We start from the raw sequence: 22,673 nt of genomic DNA on the forward strand, positions 1-22,673 counted from the left end.
ACTCCCTATGACACCATGGAAAGCAGCTGAAGAAGTCATACGTAAACTCCACGCTAAAGGCTATGAAGCTTATGCAGTTGGTGGGGCTGTCAGGGATCGACTTATGAATCAACCAGTTAGGGACGTTGACGTGTCAACCAATGCCTCTCCCCAAGAGGTGATTGGTGTTTTTTCAAAAGCAATAGAAGTGGGATTGGAACATGGGACCGTCCTTATTCCTGTAAAAGGCACACCGATAGAAGTGACGACGTTTAGGGGAAAGAATATTATCGGCGATTTAGGGTGTCGTGATTACACGATTAATGCTATGGCTTTGGATAAAAACGGACAGGTGATTGATCCGTTTAAAGGAGAAGACGATCTTAAGAAAAAAATTCTTAGAGCCGTAAACGATCCGAATGAACGTATTTTTGAAGATCCCCTGCGGATGCTTAGAGCATATCGTTTTGTGTTTTTATTCAATTTTAAAATCGAGAAGAGAACACAAGAGGCTATTCACGTCCACGCCTCGTTAATTTCGAGCATAGCGAAAGAGAGGGCCGCATTGGAATTGGAAAAAATGCTTGGGAAAAATTTGGGAAAAGACAAGATTTTGGATCTTTTGCAGTGCCCCCTTCTAACCCACCTTTCCCACATGTTTCCTTCTAGAGAAAAATGGTTGGATATGCTGAAGTCCTATTCGCATCCATTTTCGATTGCTCAAATTGAGCACTTATGGTACTTCTTAGGCGCAGGTGATCATGAACACCTGAATGAGGTGCTTAGGGTTTATAAAAGGAGCAATCAAATTAAAAAAGAAGCCAAAACAATCCTTCGAGTGGTTGAATTGATCAAAGAAGAAGGCTGGACGAACGAGACGTTGTATCAAGCCGGAAAGGATCAACTGGTTGCGTGTGAAAAAACAAGAGCGCTTTTAAATGGTGAAAAGGCAAAAGTCGAAGAAGTGATCGATCAATACGAAAAGTTGCCGATCAAAAATAAAAAAGACATGTGTGTAAACGGAAAAACGTTGATTGAAGCCTTTAATATCGACGAAGGAAAATGGGTCGGTAACACATTGAAAAAAGTCGAAAAAGCGATTCTTACCGGCGCGATTACTAATACGCGAACGGCGGTTTTCGATTACATACGAAAGGAACGAACAGAATGAAGTCGAGCCTTCTGCAAATTTTAAGAACAAACAAAGAATTTATATCCGGCGAGAAAATTAGTGAAAAGCTTGGTTGTTCAAGAACCGCAGTTTGGAAGCATATTGATGCTTTACGAAAAGAGGGATACAACGTGGAAGCTGCTCCCAAGAAAGGGTATCGATTAGGGGAGGAGCCGGATCTTTTAACGAAGCACCAGCTTGAATCACGATTATCGTCGGATACTTTCGTAACGGCTGTTCACCATTATACGACACTCCACTCCACTCAAGAAACGGCTCATCACCTAGCAAGTGAAAATGCGCCTGAAGGGACAATCGTTCTTTCCGATGAGCAGACGAAAGGAAAAGGGAGATTGGGACGGGAGTGGCATTCACCAAGGGAAACAGGCATTTGGATGAGCTTAATTTTAAGGCCTGATATTGAAGTGAAACGAGCACCACAGTTAACGTTGCTAACGGCTGTAGCCGTTGTGAGAGGCATTAAGAATAGTACAGGTCTTAGTCCTGAAATTAAATGGCCTAACGATATTTTATTTGAAGGGAAAAAAGTAGCCGGTATTTTAACCGAGATGCAAGCAGAGCCTGATAAAGTAAATGCCATTATTGTTGGCCTCGGATTGAATGTAAACCAATCAACATTTCCTTCTCCATTAGATCGAATCGCAACTTCATTAAAAATCGAGAAAGGGGATCCCGTTAGTCGCGTAGACGTTCTGGCTGCTATCTTAGAAGAATGGAAATGGCTGTATGATGTTTATTTAAAAGAAGGGTTTACTGCCATAAAACCTCTTTGGGAAGCTCATGCGTTAACGATGGGTAAAAAAATTACGGCAAGAACGCCAAAGGAAACGATCATCGGCATAGCTACAGGAATTGACGATGCAGGCGTTTTGCTTTTAAGAGAACAAGATGGGACGTTAAGACACATCTATTCTGCTGATATTGAGTGCTAAAGCTTCCTTCGTTTGGTCTTAGTTGGTGATATCCCTGTAACCTTTGTAAAAGAAAGGTTACAGGGATAATTAAACCTTAATATGTGTGAATAGGTGTAGCCGAAATGTTCGAAGACTCGGGGCCAAGGTGAGACCCAAGAACGTTGAAGCTCACTGGACCGCCGCGGAAAGAGAAGAACATTCCGGATACACCTTTCGTCTGCTTATTTACTTCGATCAAAATAAAAATATGTACATCCTGACTCCGTTCTTTGCTATACTCAAGGTGGACAGTATCTTACCTAAAGAACTGTACCGCAGTTTTCCACACTCAATTAAACAGATCTGCCTTGATCTTAACCACGTGACAGGGACAGAAGGAACGTTCATAAACATAAGTCCGAATATTCATTCGGTTTCTTAAAGTTGGCCTTCTTCCTAACAGGAGAAGGCCATTTTTGATGAACAGTCCTTCTTAATGATGGGCGGTAACAAGACCATTTAAATAGGTACTGAAAAAGTCGTTTTTTTCAGTCTTTTTAAGGAGGAGACCATGAAAAATTCAGCAGTATTCAAAGAAATGAAACAAAATAAAGAGAAGATTACGATGATTACAGCGTACGATGCACCTGCAGGACGTCACGTAGAAGAAGCAAAGATGGACATGATCCTAGTAGGAGATAGCTTGGGAATGGTTGTGATGGGTTATGACTCCACCATACCCGTAACGATGGATGATATGATTCTCCATACGAAAGCTGTGAAAAGAGGGGCACCGAACACGTTTACGGTAAGTGATATGCCGTTTTTAAGTTACCACGGCTCTGTCGACCACGCTATAAAGAATGCAGGAAGGCTTATGCAAGAAGCTGGAGCACAAGCGGTCAAGGTGGAAGGGCGCGGGCATGTGTTTGAAATAACAGAACACTTAACAAACGCAGGGGTTCCTGTAGTCGCACACTTGGGGCTTACTCCACAAACCGTTGGCGTGCTTGGAGGGTACAAGGTACAAGGGAAGGATGCTGAGTCCGCTTCAATGCTCATTGAAGATGCCAAACGCGCGGAAGAGGCTGGAGCCATTATGCTTGTGTTGGAATGCGTACCTTGGCAGCTGGCAAAGATCATTACAAAGGCCTTATCTATCCCTGTAATCGGTATTGGAGCAGGTGCTCACACGGATGGTCAAGTGCTTGTTTGGCACGATGTACTGGGATATACAACAAATCGAGTCCCGAAATTTGTGAAGAAATATGCAAATCTTGCCGAGCCTATCCAAAATGCTTTATTAAGCTACAATCGAGACGTCAAGTCAGGTATTTTCCCCGGCGAAGAGCATCATTTTACTATGAACGAGACAGAAATGGATCAATTGTATACAACTACGGGGAAAAAATCATGAAGGTTGTAAGAACGGTAGAAGAGCTAAGGCAATGGAAGAAGCAACACAATACACAAAGGGTCGGCTTTGTCCCGACGATGGGATATTTACATGAAGGTCACGAAGCTTTGATTAAAAAGGCAAAAGAGGAGTGCGATCTTGTTGTAACCAGTATTTTCGTAAATCCTCTTCAGTTCAATCAAGGTGAAGATTATCTTACGTACCCAAGAAACGAGGAGTGGGATACAAAAAGAGCTGGAAAAGCAGGTACAGACCTTTTGTTCATTCCAAATGGTGATGAAATGTATCCACAGCCAATGAAGTCCATCATCACTCTAAAAGACGGAGCTGACGCATTGTGCGGCCGATCTCGTCCAGGTCACTTCGATGGCGTTTTAACAGTAGTCATGAAGCTGTTTTGGATGGTGTTGCCAACGAAAGCTTACTTTGGTTTAAAGGATGCCCAACAAGTTGCTGTACTTGAATCCATGGTGAACGAATACCATATTCCCATTGACATTGTTAGAATACCAACAGTTAGAGAAGAAGACGGACTTGCTAAAAGCTCAAGAAATGTGAATTTAACTGATCAAGAGAGGATGGAAGCGCCGACCATTTATTCTTCTCTTATTAAAATGAAGGACCTTCTTATGCAAGGGGAAGAAATCGAGAAAGTCATAACCCGTTTTCACGACACCATTTCGTCAACCACCTCTGGTACTGTTGATTATATTGAGTTGCGTTCGTTCCCGGGTATGGAAACAATTGAAACAACCGAAAAAATGCAAACAGTAAACGAGCTGATTTTAGCTTGTGCTGTATCTTTTTCCCGTGCCAGATTGATTGACAACTGTTTATTTAAATTAGAACAAATGGAGGAAGTAAAATGAGACAATTGATGAGCGCAAAGCTGCACAGAGCAACGGTAACAGAAGCAAACTTGAACTATGTGGGAAGTATTACCATCGATGAACAGCTGATGGAAGCTGTTGATATACTCCCGAATGAAAAAGTACAAGTTGTAAACAACAACAATGGAGCGAGACTGGAAACATACGTGATCCCTGGGAAAAGAGGCAGTAAAACGATCTGCTTAAATGGGGCTGCAGCTAGGCTTGTACAACCAAACGATCAGGTTATCATTATCGCCTATCAATGGATGAGTCATGAACAAGCGTTAGACCACGTACCAAAAGTAGCCATTCTAAACGAGGACAACGATATTGTTGACATGATGCAAACGGAACCAGCTTCTACCTGCCTCCCATAAGTATAAGGACCCCTTCTGATTCGAACACTTACAGTATAGAGGACAGAGGGGGATTTTTTTATGAACATCGGATGGGAAGAAAAGTGCCTTTGGTTAGCAGAACATTTTCATGAATTGTCTACAGACCAGCAGCACACGATCATCCATGACTTGGAGCATGACCATGCCAAGCTATTGGATTTATGGACGATACAAGATGAATTATTATCTTCATTAAAAACCGTTTTATGCGGGGGGCATCCACTTTCATTTTCAACACCTACGCCCTCATCTGAAGGGATAGGTTACTATTTGCTTGAAATGTATGATAAATCGAAACGAAAATTATCAGAAGAATTGTCCGGTACTGCTAATAAAACAAGGCTTCTCCTATATTTAGGGTATGCTTGTATATATGAAGAGGATGATGAGCGGGCTATTGACGCTTTTTTAACTGTATATCAACAGACAGACGATGATGTAGAGAAACATTTTTCCTTAGTGGGATTAGGTCTTGTCCAAGGACGAAAAGAACAGATTGAAGAAGCGATTCCATTTTTTGAACGAGCGCTCACAGTAAAACAAAATGACGATGTAGTATATAATTTAGGCACATGTTTTTACTGGCTAAAGAAATATGAAATGGCAAAAGAGTGGTTTTACCGAGCAGTCGAGGCTTCACCTGACCCTGAAGCGCTCTATTGGCTTGGAAAGACATATGCTTTGTGCGGGGATGAACAAAAAGCATTTGAATTATGGTATAACGTAATTGAAGAACCGAAAGATTTCGATGTGGTATTAACGTTGGCTTGTGAGTTTGAAGAACGAGGGGAGTTCCTTTGTGCCCTTCATTGTTATAACAAGCTTGTAGAGTTTGGAATTGAAACGGAAGCTGTTATTCATGGTACTGCTTGGAATTTAGGATTAATGGATCGGAAAAAAGAATCATACGATTTGTTTGTCACACTTGTAAATCAGTACCCTAAAAATGTAAATGGATGGATATCATTTCTTTGGCTGTTAACGAAATGGGGGTGGACGAGTGAGCAAGAGTGGGTGCTTTCCTACCTGAAAAAAGAAAAAGTCTCCCATCCACTTTTAGAAAAAATCCTCCATTCACAGCTTAAAATGTAGTATTCTAAAGGCTGAAGAAGATTGAACGTCTTCTTGAGCCTTTTATCCATATGTATGGTGAATTTAATCTTTACCACAAGCCGGGATGAAATAAAAAAGGATTAATAAAAAGAGCAAATACAAACAATAATAACAAGTTTTATACATAGGAAACTAACATGGGATTTTGGGAGTATGGAGGATGTAAGTATGGAACGCTTTGTCGTATTGGACGTAGAAACAACAGGAGTATCCTATAAAAAAGGAGACCGAATTATTCAACTTGCCTTTGTTGTGATCGAGGGAGGCCGAATGGTGGAACGGTTCATGACATATGTGAACCCTAATAAACCGATCCCTCCATTTATTCAATCACTGACATCAATTGATGACAACATGGTTGAATCTGCACCTGATTTTAGCGAAGTAGCACCAACGCTTCTTCAACATTTAGACAAAGCTTACTTTGTCGCCCACAACGTCAACTTCGATTTGACGTTTATTAACGATGAATTGGAAGCAAGTGGATACGCGCCATTTGAGGGTCCGGTACTCGATACGGTAGAACTATCTAGACTAATGTATCCTACGGCAGATGGATTCAAACTCACACAGTTAAGTGAAGAATTTGATCTGGACCATACGATGCCCCATCGAGCAGATAGTGATGCAGAGGCAACGGCTATGCTGTTACTAGACATCCTTGCAAAGTTTAAAAGCTTGCCCATGGTGACCCTTCAGCAACTAAAAAAGATGGCATTTGCTTATCGTAGTGATATTAAACCCCTCATTACTGAATGGATACACGATAAAGAACGTGCCATTAACCAGGCTGAAGAGGGAATTGAAGTGTATCGAGGGATTGCACTTTCCAAAAAAAGATTTGAAGAACAACTTGTAAAGCCCCAGAAAAAAAACATTCCATTCGAGTCGATCATAAAAAATAACGCAATGGAAAGTGCCATTACCGGGTATGAAGATCGCCCTGAACAAAAGCAGATGATGAGTCTTGTTCATGAATCTCTTTCGACACGACAGCATGGATTAATTGAAGCGGGAACCGGTACAGGAAAGAGCCTCGGTTATCTCGTGCCTGCAGCGTGTTTTGCAAAGGAATCTGACAGTCCCGTCGTCATATCAACTTACACGATCCAACTGCAGGAACAACTCTTGAAAAATGATGTGCCGATCCTTGAAGAGATTCTTCCTTTTTCTATTCGGGCTACACTCATTAAAGGAAGAGGGCATTACATAAGTTTGCAAAAATTTGAAGCTATAATCGGAGAGGATCCGTATGAGAATTACGATCGGAATTTAACAAAAGGTCAAATTCTTGTGTGGCTTACGGAGACCATAACAGGAGATGTGGAAGAACTAAACCTGAGCACAGCTGGAAAAAGGTTTTGGAATGAGATTAGTGTAGGGATTGAGGATGAGGGGTCTAATACATGGTACCCTTACTGCTTCTATCATTTTGCAAGAAACAAAGCAAGAAAGGCAGACATTATTATTACGAACCACGCCTTAATTCTCTCCGATCTGGAAGAAGGGAGTGGAATTCTTCCAGCATATAAACAACTGATCATAGACGAAGGGCATCACTTTGAACAAGCAGCCTCGAACCAGCTTGGAATGAGACTTGATTACCTCACTTTTTCTCAATTATTTAATGAAGCAGGGTCCATTGATGGTGGAGGGCTATTGTCAAATATTTCACGTACCTTATTTGAAGATCAAAAGATTAATTCCATCATAAAAGACGTCGAACATTCTGCTAAGGAAGCAAAAGCAGAGGTGAATGACCTGTTTTTATATTTGCATCACTGGGCTTATCGTAAAAAGAAGAAGCAAAATGAAAGAGGAAAGGTAACCGTAACCTATGACCCAAGACATGACGAGTTAAGCGAAATGAAGGAAATCGCTTCTCGTTCCATTTTTACATGCGAGAAAGCCTTGGAAGTATTTATGACGTTAGCCGAGCGGATGGATTTATACCCAACAGATTATTCATTACCAGACAAAAGCAAGCGAACGTATAACGTAGTGGTTCAGTCCGTTGCTCAGATTGTTGATCGGCTACATGAGGCAAAAAAGACGTTAGAAGAACTCCTTTTGAATTGGGAAGAGAATACGGTCTACTGGATGGAAGCAGAAACTAGAGGGCCGAAGCAAACGGTGACTTTACAAGCCAGACCGGTAGATGTAAGCATGATTCTTGCAGATGAGTTATTCGGTAAAAAAGACAGCGTTGTTTTAACATCAGCTACCTTGACCGTTGGTGGGAAATTCGATTATGTGATCCATAACTTGGGGTTGGAGGATTTTCCCCTATTAACCATGGTCATTGATTCTCCTTTCTCTTGGAAAGAACAGGCAAAACTAATGATTCCTGATGACGTTCCACTACTGAACAAAGTTGACGAACGTACTTACATTGAAACGATCGTATTGCATTTATACAGGCTTTCTCAAATTACTCAAGGTCGTATGCTTGTACTATTTACCTCGTACGACATGTTAAGAAAAAGTCACGAGTTGTTAAAGGATATTTTAGACGAAGATTTTATGCTTATATCCCAAGGAGTTAATAGTGGTAGTCGTTCTAAACTCACAAAGAGCTTTCAACAATTCGAAAAAGCAGTCATGTTAGGAACGAGCAGCTTTTGGGAAGGTGTTGACATCCCTGGTGAAGATTTGACTTTACTTGTTATGGCAAGGCTTCCCTTTACTTCCCCTGATGAGCCGATTTACAAAGCAAAGGCTGAAATGCTTGAAAAGGAAGGGAAATCGTCCTTCATGAAGTTAGCCATACCGCAAGCGATTATCCGCTTTAAACAGGGGTTTGGCCGACTGATTCGAAAAAAGACGGATAAAGGCGCTGTCGTTGTTCTTGACCGGAGAGTGAATACGACTCGATATGGGAAGTTATTTATTAAATCATTGCCAGATGTAGACGTTGTAGAAGGGTCAATTGCGGAGTTGGAAGAAGATCTTAAAAATTGGTTATAATGAAGCATAGTGTGTCATTTTCACAGAAGGGCCGAATGTGAATGAAAATCGTTAAAATAGGAATTGCTATGCTGGCTTTCTTTTTCTTTTGCACAAATGTAGCTTTCGGTGAAGAGGAGGTTGATGTAGACTTAAACCTCGATTCAGGCGAATTAGCTTATACGTTTTTTGATTTAACCCACGGTGAAGCAACATTAATTGAAAACGCTAAAGGTGAACGAACATTGATTGATACCGGGCATAGAAAAAGCAAAGAAGAGCTTTTCGAACGGCTTGATATGTATCACATCACAGAAATCGACAGAGTGATTATTACGAATAAACAAGGTGAATACACTGGAAACCTTCAAGAAGTCATTGATATCTATAATGTAAAAGAAGTATCCATTCCTAAAGCGATGTACGAAGATGTTAGGCCACTCGTTTCTTCTGTCCAATCGAACATTCATTTATATGAAGCGAAAGACGATCTTTATGTGATGGACCGGGTAATGGCCCATGTATTGTATGTTGATACGCGTCCAGGTATATATGAAGGAGCATCAGTACTGCTTCTGGATCATACGGATAAGAAATTATTGTTCATGAGTGTGGCCGATCATCAAGTTGAGAAATTCATCATTGAAAACTACAACGTTAAGTCCACTGTACTTAAGGTAGCGGAGTTCGCAAGTGATAGAGGAACAAGTCAACGGTTACTTGATGAAGTGGACCCTCAAGTGGCGGTGATCTTTCAAAATGATAATGAACCTGCCAGCAAAAACGTATTAGAAAGGCTACAGGGGACATGGATCGAGATCTTTCAAACGTCACGCACGGGAACGATTTCAATAAAGTGGAGCGAGGAAGACTATGAGATTTTTACGATTAGACCTGCTGAAAAAGAACAATTAGAACAAATGGCTAACCGTTTAAAGGGATTCCTCGGATTTAAAGATAAATAAAGGAGCGTTTAGCAATGGGGAAACGATTGATTAAAAATGGGTACTTTTTAACGCTCAATCAGCAAAGTCCCATTACAAAAGGATCTATGGTAATAAACGATTCCGTTATTGAAGGAATATATAAAGACGAGTTAGACCTTACTTTTGATGATGTTATCGATGCTAAGGGAAAACTTGTCATTCCAGGTCTTATAAATACTCACGGACATACTGGGAGCTCACTATTAAGGGGTGCTGGGGACGACTTACCACTTTACACATGGTTAAGTGAAGTCATGTGGCCAGCAGAACAAACGTTTACAAAAGATACAATTCAAGCTGCTACCTCTTTAGCTATGAGTGAAATGCTTAAAAGTGGTACGACAACGTTTCTTGACATGTACCACCTACATATGGACCAAACAGCAGAGTTGATTCTTAACTGCGGTATGAATGGGGTATTGTGCAGAGGGATGATCGGCCTTTGTTCCAGTGAAGAGCAAAAGGAGAAGCTTGACGAATCGGTTAATCTATTTAAACGTTGGCATGGGATTGGGGATGGCAGATTGAATGTCATGCTTTCACCACATGCGCCGTATACGTGTCCTCCACTATTTTTAGAACAAATTATTGATAAATCGAGGCAGTTCGGGATTGGTTTACATACCCATCTTGCAGAAACGAGGAAAGAAGTACAAGAGCATATAAAGAATTACGGTAAAAGTCCGGGAGAGCACCTGGATGAACTTGGCTTCTTTGATGGACATGCTTTGATTGCTCACGGCGTCCACCTATCACGTAAAGAGATTGAAGTGCTTGGTAAAAAAGGAGTTTACATTTCGCATAACCCAAAAAGCAACCTAAAACTGGGATCGGGTATTATGAACATAAAAGAAATGTTAGCTCAGAAGGTTAATGTAACCATTGGAACTGACTCTACAGCGAGTAATAATACGTTAGATTTATTTGAAGAAATGCGTTTTTCTAGCCTTATTCATAAAGGGGTGAACGAAGACCCTACTGTAACAACGGCAAGAGATGTTTTGTTAATGGGAACAAGAAATGGTGCAAAAGCACTCGGGTTTGAAAACAAAGGGGTGCTGGAATCAGGGTTTGATGCGGATCTTACTTTCGTAGATATTACTCAGTCCCATGTGTTGCCAAATGATCAAGAAAGGCTTGTGTCTCATTTGATCTACGCTATAAAAGGTAGTGATGTTACCGATGTGTTTGTAAAGGGAAAACAATTGGTGAAAAATCGCGAACTTTTAACGCTCGATGAAGAGAAAATTCACTTTGAAGCAAATGAAGTATTAAAAGCACTTTAATGAACTTGTAATAAAGGAAAGATTTGTTGAATGAATCACAAATCGTAAAAAGAAATTTCCCTACTTGAGGTATTTACCATTATAAAATGCTGTTTTCGGAAGTATTGTTGCTTTTATACAAGAAAAGTTGAAGCAGAAGGGCTCGAGACTCCTGTGGCCGTGGGGGCAATGCAAGACCCCACAGGGCAACGCCCGAGGAGGCTTGCTAGCACCGCCACGGAAAGCGAAGGGCTTCAACCATCATTCTAGCGATGAAGAATTACATTTAAAAAGCATCAATCTGTACTAAAACAGCCTTATAAAAAGACAAATAACCTGCTTGGTGGGGTGCAGGCAATTTATCCGGAGTACAGGTCAGGGTTATTATTGGTTTTCACATTCTTCAGGGAACTTTGTTTGTCTAAAACTGATTGTTAATGTGTTAAAATGGTGAGGTCGGGCAGGTGATCGAAGGCTGAAAGTGGTTTTTTCCATGTGATACCATTCCGCCGTCGAAAGAAGCCTTCCCTCCTCATGACGATCCTTCACGCTCATTCCCCCTTTTGTTGAGCGATAGTATTATTATCACCTTAGCGGTAGGAGTTATGAGAGTTAATATTTCTTTTAGAAGGGAAAACATCACCAATGAAATTGGATCATTCAATACATAAAGGAGGAGTCCGTGTGAGTCAAATTGAAACATTGGCAACCGTCAAGGTATCGAAAAGCGACGATCTTTACAAAGTTGTTGATTCTTTAAACAGAACATTAAAAGAAAGGGATCTCATGTTTGGCCTTTCTCTTGATGAAAAAGACAGAGAAAAGATGGTATTTACCATTTATGAAACTTAAAGCAGGTGTGAAAAAGTGAAACGCTGGACTATTTTTACAGGTATTACCCTTTTTATTATTACATTCAGTTCTTTGATATGGCTCTTTTCATCTGTACAATCCAATAAAAACGAGACGTTTGAAGGGTCTATAGAGTATGCGTTATCAAATGACCTCATAACTGAATATTCTAATGTCTCTTACTACAATGGGAGGCGTTCTTACCATATCATTGATGGTGTAGATCAAGAAGGGGATGACGTCTACGTCTGGATTGAATCCATCCAAGATGAACAAGAAAGCTATAGTAGTGTGTTTGAAGAGTCAGATGAAGAAGAGAATGTTGAAGATGAAGTGAGCGAACCAAGAACGTACATCCGTAAGCAAGAAGACGGAATATCAGCTAGTCAAGCGAGACAAATTGCCGAGCAACATTTAGGTATTGATGAATTTAAACAAGTTCGACTTGGGATGATTGGCCAAACGCCTGTGTATGAAATTGTATATATTGATACAGAAGACAGGTATTCCTTTTATTACATTAGTTTCGAAGAAGGGGACTACATCCGTCATTATCAGTTGAGAAGGTCCACGTAAAGTCAAGATGAAAAAACACATGAAGGAAATGAGAGGAGCAATGATCATGGAATTATCACCACGCGTCGCCGCCATTACACCATCCAGCACTTTGGCCATCACGGCAAAAGCAAAAGCTTTAAGAGCAGAAGGGCATGATGTCATTGGACTTGGAGCAGGAGAACCGGATTTTAATACTCCTAACTATATTATTGAAGCTGCCACTCGTTCCATGCAAGAAGGCCATACAAAGTATACGCCAGCAGGTGGAATGGCGTCACTAAAAGAAGCCATTCGATCTAAATTTAATCAAGATCAAAATCTCGATTATACTTCCAATGAGATCATTGTAACGAGTGGAGCAAAGCATGCTCTTGCTCTTTTGTTTCAGACGATTTTGAATGAAGGTGAAGAAGTTATAGTTCCTTCTCCATACTGGGTAAGCTATCCTGAACAAGTGAAGATTGCTGGGGGAGAAGCTGTTGTTGTTGAAGCGAAGGAATCAAACGAGTTTAAGCTGACACCACAGGAATTAAAGGAAGCAATCACGGACAAAACGAAAGCCTTTATTTTGAATTCACCAAGTAATCCTACCGGTGTGATGTATTCAAAAGAGGAGTTACAAGCTCTTGCCGAGGTGTGTGTTGAAAAGGGGATCCTCATTGTAAGTGATGAGATTTATGAAAAGTTGATCTATGGTGGCATGACTCACACGTCTGTCGCACAAATATCAGATCAAATCAAACAACAAACGATTGTGATCAATGGTGTGAGTAAATCCCATTCCATGACAGGCTGGCGTATTGGTTATGCCGCAGGAGACGAGAAGATTATTAAAGCAATGAGTAACTTGGCTAGTCATACTACGTCCAATCCGGCTGTTATGGCTCAATACGGTGCTGTTGCGGCCTACAACGATGACGATGGATCTGTTGAGACCATGAGAAAAGCTTTTGAAGACAGGTTGGATACCGCGTTCAATAAGCTGACTCAAATCGATGGTTTTACTTGCGTGAAACCACAAGGCGCTTTCTATCTCTTTCCAAACGTCAAAAAAGCCGTCGAGCGCTCCTCGTATAAGACAACGGATGATTGGGTAAAAGGACTACTTGAGCATGAAAAAGTAGCGGTTGTTCCAGGATCCGGGTTTGGTTCTCCTGATAACATCCGATTATCCTATGCAACTAGTTTGGAACAGTTTGAAGAAGCGCTAAGCCGCATTAAACGTTTTGTTGAACAGAGCCAATAACACAATTTGTTAAGAGGCTGGGACATAAAGTAAGTGTTTAGAATAAATTTCAAACGATTCGCTAACAGAGCGGATGAAGTATACGTTGATTCTTGCTTCTCGCTGAAAGTGACGTATAACTTCAGTAGCGGTTTATTTATACCGTAAACAATCGTATTGATTTGGATTCATAAAAACACTACTGTCCCAGCCTCTTTACAGCTGTATACATGGTATATTAGGTTGCGTCTATCCTGTTATCAAGGGTATAATGAAACACGTGATGAACCGAAATAAAGAAAGTTTTTACATAGTGGAGGTAACAAATGAAAACGACAATTTCACAAATTGGAAATCATGTAGGAGAAAAGGTTACAATAGGTGCTTGGTTGGCAAATAAACGATCAAGTGGAAAGATTGCCTTTTTACAACTGCGAGACGGTACAGGCTTTATTCAAGGTGTACTTGTAAAAGCAGAAGTAGGAGAGGATGCCTTTGCACAAGCAAAGGAGATCACACAAGAAAGTTCTCTATTTGTAACAGGAATCGTAAGAGAAGATGACCGTGCTCCGTCAGGCTATGAACTTACAGTTACAGGCGTTGAGCTTATTAATGATTCTAAAGACTATCCGATCACACCAAAAGAGCACGGAACGGAATTCCTTATGGATCACAGACATCTATGGCTACGTTCTAAAAGACAACATGCCATCATGCGTGTTAGAAACGAAATTATTCGTGCTACGTATGAATTTTTCCATAAAGAAGGATTTGTAAAAGTAGATCCGCCAATTCTTACTGGTAGTTCTGCAGAAGGCACGACAAACTTGTTCCATACAAAATACTTTGATGAAGATGCTTACTTGTCCCAAAGCGGTCAGCTTTACATGGAAGCGGCTGCTATGGCACTTGGAAAGGTATTTTCGTTCGGGCCGACATTCCGTGCGGAAAAATCCAAAACTCGTCGTCACTTAATTGAATTTTGGATGATTGAACCGGAAATGGCTTTTATGGATCATGATGAAAGCTTGGAAGTCCAAGAAAACTACGTGTCTTACGTTATCCAATCCGTTTTAGAAAACTGCAAGCTTGAATTGAAAGCTCTTGAGCGCGACGTCAGCAAGCTAGAAAACATTAAAGCGCCTTTCCCAAGAATCACCTATGATGATGCTATCGCATTCTTACAAAAAGAAGGCCATGAGATCGAATGGGGAGAAGATTTTGGTGCGCCACATGAAACGGCGATTGCGAAAGAGTACGACAAGCCAGTCTTTATTACCCACTATCCTGCATCCATTAAGGCGTTCTATATGAAACCGGACCCTAATCGTGAAGAGGTCGTCCTCTGTGCTGACCTGATTGCTCCTGAAGGTTATGGAGAGATTATTGGGGGAAGTCAACGCATAGATGATGAAGCCTTACTTCAAAAGCGATACAAAGAGCATCAGTTAAGTGAAGATGCTTACAAGTGGTACATGGATCTAAGAACATACGGCTCAGTACCACATTCCGGATTTGGTTTGGGACTTGAGCGAACTGTCGGATGGATATGCGGCACGGAACATGTAAGAGAAACGATTCCGTTCCCTCGTCTACTCAACAGACTTTACCCGTAAACGTAATAAAAACAAGCCCTGTCTAGACGGGGCTTTTTTATTGCTTTGAAATGTATCTATTTTTATAATAGTCGATAACGTTTCATTTAGGATTTTTTTATCCAGTTCCTGACCTTGGAAGTTCAATTCAAAAGGAACCGACATCATAAAAAAGGAATGCTATTATAGGCGAAAAGCCAACTTTTCTTACCGCACGTAAACAGAAGGCTTTTGTTTCTTTCTTACATCTAAGTGCAGACTAGTAATGGAGGTGTGGACACGATGAATACTGAGTTATACTTAAATTTGATTAAAGCGGAACCCGTTCATTTTCCTGCAATGCTACTCGATTATTATGCCAAGCTTTCCATTACCGAACAGGAAATCATGCTAATTATCCATCTTAAGAAATTTGCTCAAGGTGGGGATTCCTTCCCTACTCCAACAGCATTAAGCGAGAAGATGAGCCTAGATGCGTCTGAAACAGCTCATATTCTTCGAGAATTAATACGTAAAGGATATATGTCCATTGAAGAAAGTCATGATCAACATGGAAGAATAATGGAGTTTTATTCTTTGGATCCACTTTACGAAAAAATATGTGAAAAAATGGAAGAAGAACACTTTGTAAAGCAAGAAAAGCCTTCAAATGAAGACCATGAAGGAAGAATATTTCGTCGTTTTGAAGAAGAGTTCTCAAGGCCGTTGTCACCAATGGAAGTAGAGATGATCTCCATGTGGCTTGATGAAGACCGTCATGACACCATTTTAATTGAGGCTGCCTTAAGAGAGTCAGTCGTATCAAGCAAGTTGAACTTTAGATACATTGACCGTATTTTGTTCGAATGGAAAAAGAACGGTGTAAAAACCGTACAAGAAGCCAGAGAGTACGGTGAAAAAATCAGAGGCCAGCGTTCCCAAAAGGTGGGTACAGATAAGAAGAGAGACAATGAAAAACGCAAGTACCCATCATTTAATTGGCTTGAGAGTGATTAATAGGGAGAGGATTAGATGCTTACAAAAAAGCAAATCGAACATGTTCAAGAAACCATGGGAGAAATGTTCCCTGATGCGGAGTGCGAGCTTACTCACTCCAACCCATTTGAACTGACTATAGCTGTTTTACTATCCGCACAAGCAACAGATGCACTAGTGAACAAAGTTACTCCAGGTCTGTTTGAGAAATATAAATCTCCAGAGGATTACATCTACGTTCCTTTAGAGGAGCTTGAAAATGATATACGAAGAATCGGGTTGTTTCGAAGTAAAGCCAAAAATATAAAAAAGCTTTGTCAGTCTTTACTTGAGAACTATAATGGGGAAATACCAAGAGAAAGAGATGAATTGGTCAAGCTCGCAGGGGTAGGTAGGAAAACAGCCAATGTTGTAGCTTCTGTTGCTTTTGGAGAACCGGCCATCGCAGTTGATACCCACGTAGAGAGAGTGAGTAAGCGACTGGGGATTTGTAAGTGGAAAGACAGTGTACTTGAAGTGGAGAAGACATTGATGAGAAAGCTTCCAATGGAAGACTGGTCCGTCTCTCACCATAGGTTCATTTTCTTTGGTCGCTACCATTGTAAAGCTCAGTCTCCTCAATGTCCGGAATGCCCACTGCTTGAATTTTGCAGGGAAGGGAAGAAAAGAATGCGCAAAAAGGGGATTGAAGTGTGAAGAAACTCGTCATTCCTGATTGTATGCAAAGACTCCCTTTTTATTCAAAGAATTCATATGAATGGAGTTGGGAAGAGGGGAGTACTCACATTCCTTTCTTTGAAGACCTGACACATTCCATTAAACCGTGGGCAAAGCCCAAAGAAGCGGTCAGTGTGATTTATAAAGAATGGATTAATAATGGTGAGCCAGAGCTCAGAGATTCCTTTAAAAAACGGGATAAAAGCAAAGCTGAACCGATGATGATCCACTATATACAAAGGTATATCCAAATGATGATGTGGGGTAAGGGAGAACCAGTGTCTACATTAAAGGAAGTGGAAGAACATATAGCCGAACTTCCCTATTCGCCCTTTAATATAAAAGAGAGATTGTCTTTTGTCATGAATACTCCTGGTCATCATCATGCGTTTATAACCCTAAACCAACTGTTCGTAGAGTCCAATAAGAAATTGGCAGTCTACTTTTTACAAAAGTGAGACGCTTCAATATGAAACACAAAACGGATGCCCTCCACATGGGGGCATCCGTTTTGTGTTTCATATTGATTGTTTTCGTAAAGGTTGTTGTTTTTAAATAAAACTTCTATCACTTAAATGGTGATTGAAGCATAAGGACCCTTCGCTTTCTATAGGGTGCTGGCAAGCCTTCTAAAGATGCGCTGCCAGCACCGTCGCGGCCACAGGGGTCTCTGCGCCCTTCTGCTTCAACTTTTCATGTATAAAAGCAACATTCTTACGAAAACACCGTTCATTATTGTTCAGGGTCTTGTTCTGTATCGTCCGGGTCACCGGAATCATTATCTTCACTTTCTTCCGGTTCTTCTGGAGACTCTTCTTGTTCGTTATTATCGTTATTACCATTATTTTCATTGTTGTCGCTATTATCAGGAGGTCCGTTATCTTCACCAGGCCCGTTTCCATTATCAGAACCATTACCTTGGTCAGAGCCATCTTCTTCGTCAGATCCTTCATCATTTGATGGCTCTTCTTCTTCTGAACCATCTTGCTCTTCTTCGTTACCTTCTTCAGCCTCGTCCTCATCTCCGAAGATATCATCCAAAATGCCATCTTCTTCCTCTGGCTCTTCTTCCTCTTCTTCAGGAATCGTTACTTCGACTGTGCCAGGCTCGCTTCGAAGATCCTCATCTTCATCTGATATTGCTGTCACTCGAATAGAGTAGGTTTCACCGTATTCCGGGTTTGATAATCGATAAGACGTATCACTTGTGATATCCATCGTCTCATAGTCGCCCCCCGGACCTCTCACTTCAAGCTCGAAGTTAAAGTTTGATTCTACATCTGCATCAAAGCTCCAACTTACATCAATTGTGTGTTCTGCCTCATTGTATTCAGCATTTACACTTGGAACCGGTAGATCGTCAGAGTCAATCTCATATTCTTCAGAGACGCTTGACGGTTCCGTTCCTTTTACAAAATATTCGTTAATGATTTGATCACTTGGTGTAAAGTCACTTGGCAGAAGACCGGTGCCTCGTTCGATTGGAACTCGAACAACAGAATCAGGCTGTTCGAAATCAGCCGTGTCTTCACCGTCGTGAACATAACTCATGACTTCTTTAAACATTTGTCTAGCAATCAAGTTTGAACCATCATTACTGTTGACAACACCTTCGGAAGGGGAGTTGTATCCAGTCCATACAGCGGCAGTGTATTTCGTTGTATAGCCCGCAAACCAGGAATCTCGAACTGCTCCAATACCATCAGGGATATTGTGGTTTTGACGGTCTTCATCCGTAAAGTTGGTCGATCCTGTTTTTCCTGCTACAGGTAAACCAGAAATGGCCGCTTGGGAACCTGTACCGTTAGTAACAGCTGTTTTTAGCATGTCAGAAATCATAAAAGCAGTGTAATCTTCCATTACTTTTTTGCTTTCTGGTGCAAGATCAATAGAGTGTCCATTGGCAAATTCGACTTTTTGTACAGTGTGAGGGCGGTTAAACTCACCTTCATTACCGAAGGCTGCATAGGCCCCGGCAAGTTGTAGAGAAGAAATTCCATCTGTAAACCCACCTAAAGCGTACGTTTCACCCATGTTATCCAAAGGCATGCCGAGTGATTCACCAAATTCCTTCGCCTTTTGGTCGCCTACTTCATGGAAGGCTTTTAAAGCAGGGACGTTCAAGGATTGTGCTAACGCATAACGCATAGACACATCTCCAAAATAGCCACGTCCAGCATTACGAATCGTTTGGTCAATGGTTTTATATTTGTATTCTTCATCTTTAATTTGCTCGTACGTAGACCATTTCAAGTGTTCAATAGCAGGACCGTAGTCAAGAATTGGCTTAATGGTTGAGCCCGGCTGTCTTCTAGGTTGCGTCGCCCAATTATAGGTACGTCGTTCCGTTGTTTGCTGCCTTATCCCACCAAGGGCGGTAATTTGCCCTGTTGTTGTATCCATTAATGTCATACCAGCTTTCATCTCATCATCTGGCCAGTTAATGTATTCGTTTGTTTGCATCACTTGTTCTACATGTTCTTGTGCACTAGTGTCAAGGTTCGTGTAGATCTTCATACCTGAAGAATAAATATCGTTACTGTCAATTCCGTCGATGTTCTCAACTTCTGTTAAAACGCGATCCAAGTATGCTTGATATGGATAAGGGTCACGCTCACTTTGGTTAAGTTGATCTTCAACAGGTGTGTTCCGTGCTTCGTCAGCTTCTTCAGCCGTTATCTTTCCGTAACGTTCCATCTGGTTAATAACAATATTTCTTCGTTGTTCCGCAAGTTCCGGATTTGAGAATGGGTTATATGCATTTGGTCGTTGTGGAAGACCTGCCAATAAAGCTGCGTCTGCAATACTCAAGTCGCTTAGTTCTTTACTGAAGTAGTAATCCGCTGCTTCCACAACGCCATACCTACCATCTGATAGGTAAATTACGTTTAAGTACATTTCTAGAATTTGATCTTTCGTGTACTTTTGCTCCATACGAACAGCTAAATATTGTTCTTGTATTTTACGGGAAAGTCGTTTGTCAAAGTCCAAGTAGAGGTTTTTAACAACTTGTTGCGTAATGGTACTTGCACCTTCAGCACCAAAACCTCCACGAATGTTAGCAACTACGGCTCCACCAAGTCTTCGCATATCGATTCCAAAGTGGTCGTAGAAACGAACGTCCTCAACGGCAATAATCGCATCCTTCATAACATCAGGAACATCATCAATGTTTGCCATACGTCTATTTTCAGAGCCGGAGAGAGTGGTCACAAGCTCACCGTCTATATCATAGATTTCCGGGTTGTTATTCATAATGAGCCGCTCTTCATCGAGTGGAGGAGCGCCGGCAACCATGGCCACGACTGTAATGGCACCAGCAGTAACCATCACAATAAAAACAATGAGTAGTGCAGTTAAAATCTTTTTAAAGCGGGATTTACCGCCGCCTCCCGATCCGCCACTTTTCTTTTTATTTTTTGATGTTTGTTGCATTGCTTGTTTTCGTTCTTGTCTAGAACGGTATTCTTCTGACATCTTTCATCTTCCTTTCATGAACCTGTGATCAGCTTATCCACAACAGAAATGTAATCGATTCTTGGATGGAAACCAAGAGGGATAAGATGACCGTATTGTTGAATGTCCGACTTTTTCATGGACTTTCTTGTTTGATCTTTTTTTTCGTAAAACGAAATGAGATACTTCGCTTCCAATAAAAAAACTTCATCTGAATATGAGAATCGTAAAAGGGCGAAAGCTATACCACCTTGACTTACGACACGTTTCATGTGGTCAATCTGGTGGTCATGGAAGTTTTTAAACGGAAACGATTGTTTGTTCTTTGTTTCTTTTGCTTCAAAATCGATATGTTTACCCTTATATACACCGTTATAGTCTGTTGTTGACGGTTTTTGAAAATAAGCTTCCGTTACAACAGCAGCGCTTCTTGCAGGATAATGCACATTGACAATTTGAAGTGGCGTCGGTTTTTTATGAATAACTGCAATGTGATGGGTCAAATAATACTCATTGGTTTCATTTATGTCTTCTTCAAGGGACATACCACGGTTGCTGAAGCGTGCATCTTTTTTGACGCTTTTCGGTTTCATTTCGTTTCGCTTTGGCTCGAATTTTTTCCCGTTAGGATAGCGGAATGCCATGTTGTATCCCCCTTTTATCATGGCTTTATGCATAACCATCACTATATATTACCACAGTTAAAACCTAGTACCATAGTCTTTGTGACTATTTTTATACGAGGTGAACCATATTAAAAAGGGTGATGATAAATGAAAGATAAAAAAGAATTGATGATTGTAGATGCCATCAGAAAAGAAACGAACAAAGGCAATTTGGATAACATTTCACGTACCGAATTTTATCAAAAGTATTATTCCAGAAACCCAGAAGTAAAATGGGCTTATCTGGCTAGTTACGTCTCAAGAAATGCAGGCTGGGCCATGACGGATTTAAAGAGCAAACCGTATCAAATCCTCCTTGATGAGCGAATGGAAAATCAACTTTTTTTAACGTATGAAAGGGCAAATTGGCTTATCTTCAATGACGCTTATCCTCAACTTTTAATGTACGAATGGTCGAAAAGAGAAGGAAAGCCTTATTTTCATTTATTGCCCAAATTTGGCGTAAGCAACTGGATTTCTGAAAAATGGCATGAATTTTGGCAAAAAAAAGACGAAGAGAAGCTTTTGATTGCATTAATCGTGAACGAACAACATTTGATTCAAGAGCCTGTACTCAATCAAACGTATTATTGGAAGAATGTGTTTCGGTCTTCTACATTTAAATGGCAAGACCGTCTTCACTTTAGTACTGTTCTTTTCCCGACTAAGGAAGGGCATTTATTTGGATCTTCTGTGAGCAAATTCACCAAGGTGTGTAAGCGTATTGAATTGGGGAAGAGGCTAGCGTGGTTGTTGTTTCACTCTGATGAAAAAGAAGCATTGTATGACTTTCATGCCACAACCGTACACACCGGTTCAAGGAGGGATTATCAACAGTTTTTAAAGAGAAAGTACCCAAAAACCCCACTCTTAAGAGCATCATACTCCGTGATTCATCATCATATAAAGGATGAGCGGGACTGGTCGCTAACAGTTAGAAAAAATCCTGATCGCTATTTAACGCCATTGAAAAAAACGAACAGTGTACCATTAAATATATGGTATGAAAAAAAGCTTCATCAAATGGAAATTGCCGTTATGGTGGATACCCTTTACTTAAAAGTAAAAGAAAAGATAAGAAGATAAAACCTTTATATACAAGGCTTACCTTCAAAAAAAGAGGCTAGGATATTAAGAAAGTGTTTACAGGAAAGCCGTACAACCTTCATACGCGGTTTATTGCCCCGTATAACTATCGTTCGGCTTTTCGTTCATAAACACTTTTCTATCCTAGCCTCTGCTTATTTTACGTGCTTGGTTGATCCGGTCCTTCTGTCTTTTTATCGCCATAACCAACTTTAGATTGTGAGGCTTGGCGACTTTTCGCTTGTTGCTTTACTTGAGGCGGGTTTTGAGCTTGTTTCTTATGGGGCATTGTATTCGCTCCTTTCATTAACGATTTTTCCGAATAATGTTTTTCTCCGTTAAAGGTGATGCAACGTTCTCTTTAAGGTGTAACCCTTTAAATAAAAGCCTTTGTCGGGCATTTATTAGGTTTCCTTTTAAAGGTCGAAATCATGTGTCTAATTTACGCACATCCATTTTCTTTGCCGAATACAAACTAGTTTT

20 protein-coding genes are annotated in these 22,673 nt (G+C 40.7%); 17 read left to right on the forward strand and 3 right to left on the reverse strand.

All coding sequences use genetic code 11. The features are described 5' to 3' along the window. The first annotated feature begins 7 nt into the window (after positions 1–7). From G476_RS0107240 to G476_RS0107320, 16 genes are all read left to right on the forward strand, one after another. A complete protein-coding gene (locus G476_RS0107240) occupies positions 8–1,150 on the forward strand; it encodes a CCA tRNA nucleotidyltransferase (RefSeq protein WP_026689512.1) in 1,143 nt (380 codons plus the stop codon). Beyond that, positions 1,147–2,103, forward strand: a complete 957-nt coding sequence (locus tag G476_RS0107245) for a bifunctional biotin--[acetyl-CoA-carboxylase] synthetase/biotin operon repressor (RefSeq protein WP_026689513.1) — start codon at positions 1,147–1,149, stop codon at positions 2,101–2,103. Before G476_RS0107240 ends, G476_RS0107245 begins: the two co-directional genes overlap by 4 nt. A 532-nt stretch (positions 2,104–2,635) precedes the next feature. Next, on the forward strand, positions 2,636–3,481 hold the full coding sequence (gene panB, locus G476_RS0107250; protein WP_026689514.1) for a 3-methyl-2-oxobutanoate hydroxymethyltransferase: 846 nt from the start codon (positions 2,636–2,638) through the stop codon (positions 3,479–3,481). Then, positions 3,478–4,350 carry a pantoate--beta-alanine ligase gene (gene panC, locus G476_RS0107255; RefSeq protein ID WP_026689515.1) on the forward strand — a complete coding sequence of 291 codons (873 nt, stop codon included), beginning with the start codon at positions 3,478–3,480 and terminating at the stop codon, positions 4,348–4,350. Before panB ends, panC begins: the two co-directional genes overlap by 4 nt. Then, complete coding sequence (panD, locus tag G476_RS0107260; RefSeq protein WP_035186228.1) at positions 4,347–4,730, forward strand: aspartate 1-decarboxylase; 384 nt, start codon at positions 4,347–4,349, stop codon at positions 4,728–4,730. Before panC ends, panD begins: the two co-directional genes overlap by 4 nt. A 60-nt stretch (positions 4,731–4,790) precedes the next feature. Then, entirely contained in the window at positions 4,791–5,843 is a 1,053-nt protein-coding gene (locus tag G476_RS0107265; protein ID WP_026689517.1) for a tetratricopeptide repeat protein, read from the forward strand. Between the two features lie 189 nt (positions 5,844–6,032). Next, positions 6,033–8,831 (forward strand): ATP-dependent DNA helicase DinG, encoded by a 2,799-nt coding sequence (gene dinG, locus G476_RS0107270; RefSeq protein ID WP_035186230.1) that lies wholly within the window; start codon positions 6,033–6,035, stop codon positions 8,829–8,831. Between the two features lie 41 nt (positions 8,832–8,872). Then, positions 8,873–9,775 (forward strand): ComEC/Rec2 family competence protein, encoded by a 903-nt coding sequence (locus G476_RS0107275; protein ID WP_026689519.1) that lies wholly within the window; start codon positions 8,873–8,875, stop codon positions 9,773–9,775. 14 nt (positions 9,776–9,789) lie between these two features. Next, entirely contained in the window at positions 9,790–11,082 is a 1,293-nt protein-coding gene (locus G476_RS0107280; protein WP_026689520.1) for an amidohydrolase, read from the forward strand. A gap of 663 nt (positions 11,083–11,745) precedes the next feature. Continuing rightward, entirely contained in the window at positions 11,746–11,913 is a 168-nt protein-coding gene (locus G476_RS22830) for a YpmA family protein (protein WP_425387215.1), read from the forward strand. A gap of 15 nt (positions 11,914–11,928) precedes the next feature. Further along, on the forward strand, positions 11,929–12,489 hold the full coding sequence (locus tag G476_RS22835) for a cell wall elongation regulator TseB-like domain-containing protein (RefSeq protein ID WP_051314693.1): 561 nt from the start codon (positions 11,929–11,931) through the stop codon (positions 12,487–12,489). A gap of 46 nt (positions 12,490–12,535) precedes the next feature. After that, the gene (locus tag G476_RS0107300) at positions 12,536–13,717 is read left to right on the forward strand and encodes a pyridoxal phosphate-dependent aminotransferase (protein ID WP_026689522.1); all 1,182 of its coding nucleotides are present in this window, start codon (positions 12,536–12,538) and stop codon (positions 13,715–13,717) included. Between the two features lie 305 nt (positions 13,718–14,022). Next, positions 14,023–15,312 (forward strand): asparagine--tRNA ligase, encoded by a 1,290-nt coding sequence (gene asnS / locus G476_RS0107305; protein WP_026689523.1) that lies wholly within the window; start codon positions 14,023–14,025, stop codon positions 15,310–15,312. Positions 15,313–15,573: 261 nt separating this feature from the next. Next, entirely contained in the window at positions 15,574–16,287 is a 714-nt protein-coding gene (locus G476_RS0107310) for a DnaD domain-containing protein (RefSeq protein ID WP_051314694.1), read from the forward strand. Between the two features lie 15 nt (positions 16,288–16,302). Then, positions 16,303–16,962 (forward strand): endonuclease III, encoded by a 660-nt coding sequence (gene nth / locus G476_RS0107315; protein ID WP_026689525.1) that lies wholly within the window; start codon positions 16,303–16,305, stop codon positions 16,960–16,962. Continuing rightward, positions 16,959–17,441, forward strand: a complete 483-nt coding sequence (locus G476_RS0107320; protein ID WP_026689526.1) for a YpoC family protein — start codon at positions 16,959–16,961, stop codon at positions 17,439–17,441. Before nth ends, G476_RS0107320 begins: the two co-directional genes overlap by 4 nt. A 274-nt stretch (positions 17,442–17,715) precedes the next feature. On the opposite strand, the gene G476_RS0107325 is transcribed toward G476_RS0107320, so the two are convergent. Both G476_RS0107325 and recU read right to left on the reverse strand, forming a co-directional pair. After that, on the reverse strand, positions 17,716–20,460 hold the full coding sequence (locus G476_RS0107325) for a transglycosylase domain-containing protein (RefSeq protein ID WP_026689527.1): 2,745 nt from the start codon (positions 20,458–20,460) through the stop codon (positions 17,716–17,718). 14 nt (positions 20,461–20,474) lie between these two features. Then, positions 20,475–21,083 carry a Holliday junction resolvase RecU gene (gene recU, locus G476_RS0107330; protein ID WP_026689528.1) on the reverse strand — a complete coding sequence of 203 codons (609 nt, stop codon included), beginning with the start codon at positions 21,081–21,083 and terminating at the stop codon, positions 20,475–20,477. A 129-nt stretch (positions 21,084–21,212) separates the two neighbouring features. On the opposite strand from recU, the gene G476_RS21440 reads away from it, so the two are divergent. Then, on the forward strand, positions 21,213–22,190 hold the full coding sequence (locus G476_RS21440; RefSeq protein ID WP_051314695.1) for a DUF2515 family protein: 978 nt from the start codon (positions 21,213–21,215) through the stop codon (positions 22,188–22,190). A 160-nt stretch (positions 22,191–22,350) separates the two neighbouring features. Here the strand turns inward: G476_RS21440 and G476_RS24020 are convergent, their stop codons facing one another. Continuing rightward, positions 22,351–22,479 carry a hypothetical protein gene (locus G476_RS24020; protein ID WP_281170441.1) on the reverse strand — a complete coding sequence of 43 codons (129 nt, stop codon included), beginning with the start codon at positions 22,477–22,479 and terminating at the stop codon, positions 22,351–22,353. Positions 22,480–22,673 lie beyond the last annotated feature (194 nt).

It is taken from the genome of Alteribacter aurantiacus DSM 18675 (assembly GCF_000429705.1).
Classification (GTDB): Bacteria; Bacillota; Bacilli; order Bacillales; family Salisediminibacteriaceae; genus Alteribacter; species Alteribacter aurantiacus.